Below are 7,128 nucleotides of genomic sequence, written 5' to 3'. Positions count from 1 at the left end.
CCAATAACAAAATCAAGAACATAAAACGCAGCGGGTATGGGTATCGGAACTTTAATCACTTACGTTTTCGTATTTTGATTACTCAGAACGTACTGGTTAGACAGACCAAAAAGAGACGACCGCTCTTCTTTAAAGATGAGAACACAACACAAACTATCGTTGCATAGAGAGACACTTAAACATAGGAATAAAAAAAGAGCCAAGGTGACTGCGTCACCTGGCTCCTCGGTCCACCAACATCAAAAATTCATGAACCATAAAAAGTGCTTAAGATTTTCAAAATGAAAATTCTTAAGCACTTTTTTGTATGAACTTATTTTGCACTAAGCATTCGGGTGTGTATGTTTAAATTCCCAACGGGCTAACATTGGCGTCACAATACTTGAAATAACAACACCTAACGCAATTTGAGCTGTCGCACTTTCAACGTAGATAGCATATTCAGGTGCTGAAAAAGCAATTAAAGCAGGAACTGACACAGACATACCTGCAATTGAAGATACCGCTAGAGAAGATACACCATCTTCATGTAAGATACGTTGTTCAAAGATAACCAAGATTGGCACTAAAAGGACGTAGAAAACTACTGTTAATAAGATTCCTTGTAGTCCTGATTGAAGCGCATCGAATAAATTTATTCCTGCTCCAAAGACCCAACCCATAAAGGGAGTTAACACCACAACACCAGGGGCTAAGTAATCAGCCATTTTCTTATCAAGGTTCCCAACAATCATCCCGAATATAATTGGTACAAGTGTTGACAGAATAGGTGTCCAGTCAACCGGGGTAGATTGGGCAATACTGAAGACTAACATAGGATAAGCTGGGACACAGAATAGGCCAACCAACCCAAAGGCATTCATATCATCTTGTGTTCCATAGTCTTGCTCTAAGGCTAAATATAATGACGGGTTTGTACTACAGATGGCAGTGATTAGTGCAATGGCACTAATACCAAAGACGCCACCCATGCCAAAGAATTGAATATAAAAAAAGCCTACAACTAAACAAATAATGGTTTTGACGACTAACAATAATCCTTGTTTTTTAAAGACAATGGCTAAGCGTTTAATATCAATACCAGCACCGGAACAGAAACAGGCGGCACCAATCACATAATTTAACCCACTTGTTGTAAACAAAGCTTCACTCACACCACCGAGGTTAGTGAATAAGTTTGGTAGAAAAGTATTCATTAAAGCTGCTAGAAGCATCGGTACTAATAATAGGCCTCCGGGAATTTTCCGCATAAAATCAGACATTATTTTAACCTTTTTTCTATTTTATTAACTTAAAATTATACTCAATTGAATCATTAGACAATTAAAGAGACAAAAAAAGTGCCAATGATTAAACATAGGCACTTCAAACATTATTTGCTACTGCGTTTACGAACACCTTTATTAACATCTAATAAAACCGGTAAAATCATAGGAGAACGTTGAGTACGTTCAAATAAGATTGGTTTGATTTGGTCGAAGATAATATCACGAATTAACTTTTCGTTGACGTTATTTCCGTTTTCATTTAAACCGCGGTTAATTGCAGATTTCATAGCTTGTTGAATCTCTTGAATTAAATCAACCGATTCTCTCATATAGATGAAGCCACGTGACATAATGTCTGGGCCACTAATAAGCTGTTTGTTTTCGTAATCAATGGTTGCTGTAACAATAACTAAACCATCTTCCGAAAGTGTTTTACGATCGCGTAAGACAATATTTCCAACATCTCCGATACCACTTCCGTCTACATAGACGTCTTGGGCATTAAAGAAGCCAGCTCGTCTTGCGCTATTCTTAGTTAAAGCAAGCATGTCACCGTTTTTCATAATGAATGTGTTCTCACGGTCAATCCCAGTTAATTCAGCCAGTTTTGCTTGGATACTTAACATACGGTATTCACCATGGACTGGCATGAAGAATTTAGGCTTCATTAAACGTAACATTAACAATTGCTCTTGTTGGCTACCATGTCCCGATGTATGAATGTTATTCACTTTACCATGGATGACGTTGGCACCAGTCTCAACTAATTGGTTAATGACACGGTTCACACTTAAAGTGTTTCCAGGAATCGGTGAACTTGAGAAGATGACTGTATCATTATGTTGAATTGAAATTTGACGGTGTGTCCCGTTCGCAATTCGGCTTAAAGCAGCCATAGGTTCACCTTGAGAACCTGTACATACGATAATCATTTCTTCTGCAGGATATTGATCTAATTGACGATTATCAACAAAGATATCCAAGCCATAATCATCAATATAACCAAGTTCAGTCCCAGTTTTAATTGAGTTTTCCATACTACGTCCGAAGACTGCAATTTTACGATTTGTTTTAATCGCTGTTTCAACGATTTGTTGAAGACGTGACACATTCGATGCGAAAGTCGCAAAGATAACACGCCCCTCAACACCTTGGATAATATTATGAATCGATTGACCCACAACCCGTTCTGAAAGGGTGAAAGTCGGAATTTCTGCATTTGTACTATCACCTAATAGGAGTAGAACGCCTTCGCTACCAATTTCAGCCATACGGTGAATATCAGCAGGCTCTCCTACAGGTGTAAAGTCAAATTTATAATCCCCTGTAAAGACAATATTTCCTTCAGGTGTTTTTACAACAATACCGTATGCTTCAGGAATCGAGTGAACGGTTCTGTAAAAGCTAATTGACAATTTACGAAAGTTAACGACTGTATCTTCATTATATTCTGTAATTTCCGCATCACGTAATAAGCCATTTTCTTGCAGTTTGTCGCGAATTAACGCGGCTGCAAGAGGGTCAGCATAGATTGGCACATTGAGTTGTTTTAATAGATATGGAATTCCACCAATATGGTCTAAATGCCCATGACTGATAAAAAGCCCTTTAACTTTATGACGATTTTCTAAGATATATTGAAAATCATTAATTACGTAGTCAATTCCTAATAATTCATCTTCCGGGAAGAGAATTCCGCAGTCTAAAATAACAATTTCGTCTTGGAATTGGACACCATACATGTTTTTCCCAATTTCGCCTAGTCCACCAATGGCGAATACTCCGACTTCATTGTTTCTAAGATTTACTGCCATCTAGGGTTTCACAACCTCAAAATCAGGATTGTTTTCTTTCTCATATTCTAAGAAATCTCCTGATATTTCAGTGATGTGTTCGATCATGTATGGTGTAGTTTCAGATAAATATTCTCGCACTTCACTTACTGCATTAGCTTCCACGTACATAGTTTTAGTATATTCACGACGCGGTGCTTCATTTTTTGTTTCTTGATAAAATACTTTAAATATCATTAATATTTGCTCCTTTTCATTAATTTGTTTTCAAACGAGTAGTGAATTTATTGAATTCACAGCTATAACCATTTTATCACATTCATTATTTCAAGTATATCCCAATTTAGTTAACTCATCTAAAAAGGGAAAAAACGGATGAACTTACTCCAATACTTCATATTATCCTTTCAAATCCAGAATAGTCAAATGTTTTAACCCGAAATTGCTTTTTTTAAAAAAAGTAAAAATAAAATAATGGAAATGGCCATTTTTTACGTATATATATATAGGCTAGTTTAAAGGAGTGAGATGATGATTGAAGGTGATGCTAAAAAACTAATACAAGCGGCAATCGATGAATCGGTTTCTGATATTCATATATTACCAACGAAGGAAAAGTATGTGATTCATTTCAGAGCGAATGGACGGTTAATGTTATTTCAGGAAAAGTCATTAGAGTGGGGAAAGCGATTGATTAGTCACTTTAAGTATTTAGCGAATATGGATGTAGGTGAGAAGCGAAGACCGCAATCTGGCTCCACCGCCATTGAACTTGATGCTGAATCGGTAGAATTAAGGTTTTCAACCATTACAAATGTCTTATTACTTGAGTCAATGGTTATTCGAGTTTTACAAACTCAGAAGTTTGATTATGATCAAGTTGTGACTTACTTTCCACAAGACATTGATGAGCTTCGGAAACTCACAAAAAGAAAGAGTGGGCTGATTTTATTCTCAGGACCGGTGGGATCTGGAAAGACGACGACAATCTATCAATTGTTACGTGAGCTGATTCAACATGAGGCACTGCAAATTATAACGATGGAAGACCCGGTGGAAATATTTGAAGAGCGATTCTTGCAAACGGAAGTGAATGAAAAAGCCGGAATAACTTACGATTTGCTAATCAAATCTTCTCTAAGACACCATCCTGATGTCTTGATGATCGGAGAAATTCGTGATCAAGAGACCGCTAGGATGGCCATTCGAGGGGCTTTAACGGGGCATTTAATGATTGCGACCATCCATGCTAAGAATACCCGAGGAGTTATCGCAAGAATGCAAGAGTTAAGTATTAGCGATGAACAACTCAGACAAACCTTAATTGGTGTTATTTCTCAAAGACTTGTGCCGTCCGGAATTCAAAAGGATACACACTATTCACGGGCAGCAATCTTTGAGATTTTGGCTAAAGGAGCATTAAACGGCGTATTACATAATAATCACACATTAAGTCAGTACGATACGTTAAATGATAAATTACGAAAGGCATGGGCATATGGTTACATTGATGAAGCAACGTATACAAAATTCGAAATTATCTAAGGATTTAAAGTTACCTAAGGTCTTACAAGCTTATTTATTGCAAACTCTGAGTGAGTTATTATTAGAAGGCTTCTCTATTCATCAAAGTTTAGTTTTTATGCGTGTATTGATGAAGAAACAAACAACGGCGATTGACTATATCATTAGACAGTTGGAGTCGGGTATTTCCTTTGAAAAGTCATTACGTGCTTTAGGTTATTCTAATTCACTCATTGCTCAATTATTCTACGCCCAACGACAAGGCAGATTCACTGAGTCATTGGCTGATGCGAGTAAGCAATTAAAAGAGGCTCATCATTATAAGCAGAAGCTCGTAAAAACCTTAGTCTATCCAGTATTTCTAGCGGTGGGATTGGTTGGGATGTTATTTGCTATGAGGCAATTTCTTCTACCGCAAGTCGCCAGCTTTATTTCGAAAGAAGTGTATGATGAGCAATATTTAGTTCGTGTTTTAGTTTACTTTTTTACTTATTTGCCACAGATTTTTGGAATATTACTAGCCTTCGTGTTAATTATTTATGGCGGTGTTGACATGTATTTGCTGAAACAAAGTGAAATGAGACGCTACCAAATATTAACTCGAATTCCATTAGTCGAAAAATGGGTAAGAAGTTATAGTTCTTATAAAGTTTCTAAAGAAATAGGGCATTTCTTTTCTGGAGGGTATTCTATTCAACAAACGCTGACGGTTATCGTCGATTATCCGATTGATCCATTCTTAAGTGAACTAGCCATTGAAATACAAGAAAGAATGTTAAAGGGTGAAGACTTGGCTGCCATTTTAGATGAGTTGAATATCTTTACGAAGGAATTACCTTTAGTGATTTACCAAGGAGAGTTAACAAGTCAAACAGCACAGAAATGTTATCTGTATTCAAGGAAAGTCTATTCAGATTTGATGAATGATATTCAAGCGAAGCTAACTTTAGTCCAGCCAATATTGTTTATTCTAATCGGAATATTAGTCATGTCGATGTATTTATTGATGATGTTACCTATGTTAACGATGCAAGGCATATGAAAGGATATAAAACATAATGAAAAAATTCAAAAAGTTAAACAAAAAAGCGTTTACATTAATCGAGATGCTAATTGTTTTAGTCGTAGTAAGTCTGCTTATGGCAATCATAATTCCAAACGTCGCAGGGCAAAGAGAGCGTATTAATGAACAAGCACGTACAAATATCGAAGAAGTAATTGAAACACAGTCAAGTACGTATCAAATGGTGAATGGGTCTGAGGCGCCTGATTTACAAACATTATATGATGAAGGATACATTACTGAACGACAACTCCAAGAAGCTCAAAATTTATTAACGAATGATACCGGTAACTAATATGTATGAGTAAAAAAGGCTATACGCTCATGGAGTCCTTAATTGTACTCGTCCTACTTTCAGCCATGAGTATGCTGCTAATGTTTCGTCCTAATGTCAATTTAAGTAAGCAAATTGAAAGTCGAATCTTCTTTGATGAAGTCATGAGTCACTTAAAGCAAGCTCAACAAATAGCTATCTTACAAAAGCGACTAATTTCAGTTGAGTTTCACGCCAGTTTAAATCAGTTAAGAATTAGAGATGCTTATAGTCAAGAAAGGATTGCGACGTTGGACGCTCCTGAACACATACAGTTTCAAACACCTTATATGTTTATGTATTTGCAAGGTGGGGGTGTGAATCAATTTAGAACGATTAGTTTTTATGACTATGATCGTAATCAACGAATTTATTTAGTCTTTCAGTTAGGGAATGGTCAATTTGAATTACAAACATAAAGCCGGATTTTCAACGATAGAAACGGTGATTGGTTTTTTCTTATTTAGTTCGATGATGCTCCTCTACTTGCCGGCTTATTATAATGAGTTGAGGCGGATAGATGATGCGTCACAGACGAGTCAAGCCTGGCGCTTATTCTCAGAATTAGTAGATGTCGAATTGGATGAACAGATAGAAGATGAGGCGAAAGCACTTGTGAGCGAGCAATTAATTCTAAATTGGGAAGCCTTAAATGAAGATAACGTGAGTGAATTCGCATGTGATTTAAATTATTGTTACATATCGCTAGAAGGCGGGAGTGAATTGTATGTCGAAATTCAAGACCTCAACTTTTAAAAAAGGATTTACTTTGTTAGAAGTAATAATCAGTCTATTCGTACTGAGTTTATTCATGCATTCCATTATGACAATCTACAATAGTTACAACACAATTGAAACAGAAATTCGCACGGATCGCAGTGCGGATTTCTTACACTTTATGACGCTGCTTGAATTAGAATTGGAGAAATATACGGTGACAGGGGTTGATTCTAACCTTATTCGCATTGAAAGTACTGAAACAAAGAGAAGTAGTCGCATCATCAACCAGAACAATAAAATTTATATCGCACCCGGTCATCAACCTTTATTGTATGACGTATATTCTTGGCAAGTATTTCAAGTTGCTAGCAAAGTGAGTGTTACGGTAACCTTTAATAATGGACAAGTCTTTTCGGGCTTCATTTCAGTGAAACTAAAAAGCTAATT

The 7,128-nt window shown here is 36.5% G+C and carries 10 protein-coding genes; 7 read left to right on the top strand and 3 right to left on the bottom strand.

Features of this window, described 5'->3' with window-relative positions; genetic code table 11:
• Positions 1–11: 11 nt before the first annotated feature.
• The gene (locus tag ACEN31_RS03785) at positions 12–167 is read left to right on the top strand and encodes a hypothetical protein (protein ID WP_407108684.1); all 156 of its coding nucleotides are present in this window, start codon (positions 12–14) and stop codon (positions 165–167) included.
• 156 nt (positions 168–323) lie between these two features.
• Here the strand turns inward: ACEN31_RS03785 and ACEN31_RS03780 are convergent, their stop codons facing one another.
• The 3 genes from ACEN31_RS03780 to ACEN31_RS03770 form a co-directional block, all read right to left on the bottom strand.
• Entirely contained in the window at positions 324–1,250 is a 927-nt protein-coding gene (locus tag ACEN31_RS03780) for a 2-keto-3-deoxygluconate permease (RefSeq protein ID WP_407108683.1), read from the bottom strand.
• A gap of 122 nt (positions 1,251–1,372) precedes the next feature.
• Positions 1,373–3,082, bottom strand: coding sequence for a ribonuclease J1 (gene rnjA / locus ACEN31_RS03775; protein WP_407108682.1), 1,710 nt, complete (start codon positions 3,080–3,082; stop codon positions 1,373–1,375).
• Complete coding sequence (locus ACEN31_RS03770; protein WP_218930521.1) at positions 3,083–3,298, bottom strand: RNA polymerase epsilon subunit; 216 nt, start codon at positions 3,296–3,298, stop codon at positions 3,083–3,085.
• 294 nt (positions 3,299–3,592) lie between these two features.
• Here ACEN31_RS03770 and comGA point away from each other — a divergent pair, with 294 nt between their 5' ends.
• Genes comGA through ACEN31_RS03740 form a run of 6 tightly spaced genes read left to right on the top strand, consistent with a single transcriptional unit; the run spans position 3,593 to position 7,126 of the window.
• On the top strand, positions 3,593–4,606 hold the full coding sequence (gene comGA, locus ACEN31_RS03765) for a competence type IV pilus ATPase ComGA (protein WP_407108681.1): 1,014 nt from the start codon (positions 3,593–3,595) through the stop codon (positions 4,604–4,606).
• Positions 4,572–5,627: a competence type IV pilus assembly protein ComGB gene (gene comGB / locus ACEN31_RS03760; RefSeq protein WP_407108680.1), complete on the top strand. Its 1,056-nt coding sequence runs from the start codon at positions 4,572–4,574 to the stop codon at positions 5,625–5,627. The genes comGA and comGB overlap by 35 nt, the downstream gene beginning before the upstream one ends.
• Before the next feature lie 16 nt (positions 5,628–5,643).
• Entirely contained in the window at positions 5,644–5,943 is a 300-nt protein-coding gene (comGC, locus tag ACEN31_RS03755; protein WP_407108679.1) for a competence type IV pilus major pilin ComGC, read from the top strand.
• A 5-nt stretch (positions 5,944–5,948) separates the two neighbouring features.
• Positions 5,949–6,380, top strand: coding sequence for a competence type IV pilus minor pilin ComGD (gene comGD, locus ACEN31_RS03750; protein ID WP_407108678.1), 432 nt, complete (start codon positions 5,949–5,951; stop codon positions 6,378–6,380).
• Positions 6,364–6,717, top strand: a complete 354-nt coding sequence (locus tag ACEN31_RS03745; protein ID WP_197104483.1) for a hypothetical protein — start codon at positions 6,364–6,366, stop codon at positions 6,715–6,717. The genes comGD and ACEN31_RS03745 overlap by 17 nt, the downstream gene beginning before the upstream one ends.
• Positions 6,689–7,126 (top strand): competence type IV pilus minor pilin ComGF, encoded by a 438-nt coding sequence (locus ACEN31_RS03740; RefSeq protein ID WP_197104530.1) that lies wholly within the window; start codon positions 6,689–6,691, stop codon positions 7,124–7,126. The genes ACEN31_RS03745 and ACEN31_RS03740 overlap by 29 nt, the downstream gene beginning before the upstream one ends.
• Positions 7,127–7,128 lie beyond the last annotated feature (2 nt).

Origin of the sequence: Ruoffia sp. FAM 26255, from assembly GCF_045528525.1 — a bacterium.
Classification (GTDB): domain Bacteria; phylum Bacillota; class Bacilli; order Lactobacillales; family Aerococcaceae; genus Ruoffia; species Ruoffia tabacinasalis.
This window is presented reverse-complemented; position numbering and strand designations above follow the sequence as displayed.

Excerpts from the sequence above, each read along its gene's own strand:
- comGC (WP_407108679.1), top strand. The coding sequence starts at position 5,644 with ATGAAAAAATTCAAAAAGTTAAACAAAAAAGCGTTTACATTAATCGAG.
- ACEN31_RS03740 (WP_197104530.1), top strand. The coding sequence starts at position 6,689 with ATGTCGAAATTCAAGACCTCAACTTTTAAAAAAGGATTTACTTTGTTA.
- ACEN31_RS03780 (WP_407108683.1), bottom strand. The coding sequence starts at position 1,250 with ATGCGGAAAATTCCCGGAGGCCTATTATTAGTACCGATGCTTCTAGCA.
- rnjA (WP_407108682.1), bottom strand. The coding sequence starts at position 3,082 with ATGGCAGTAAATCTTAGAAACAATGAAGTCGGAGTATTCGCCATTGGT.
- ACEN31_RS03770 (WP_218930521.1), bottom strand. The coding sequence starts at position 3,298 with ATGATATTTAAAGTATTTTATCAAGAAACAAAAAATGAAGCACCGCGT.
- comGB (WP_407108680.1), top strand. The coding sequence starts at position 4,572 with ATGAAGCAACGTATACAAAATTCGAAATTATCTAAGGATTTAAAGTTA.
- comGD (WP_407108678.1), top strand. The coding sequence starts at position 5,949 with ATGAGTAAAAAAGGCTATACGCTCATGGAGTCCTTAATTGTACTCGTC.
- comGA (WP_407108681.1), top strand. The coding sequence starts at position 3,593 with ATGATTGAAGGTGATGCTAAAAAACTAATACAAGCGGCAATCGATGAA.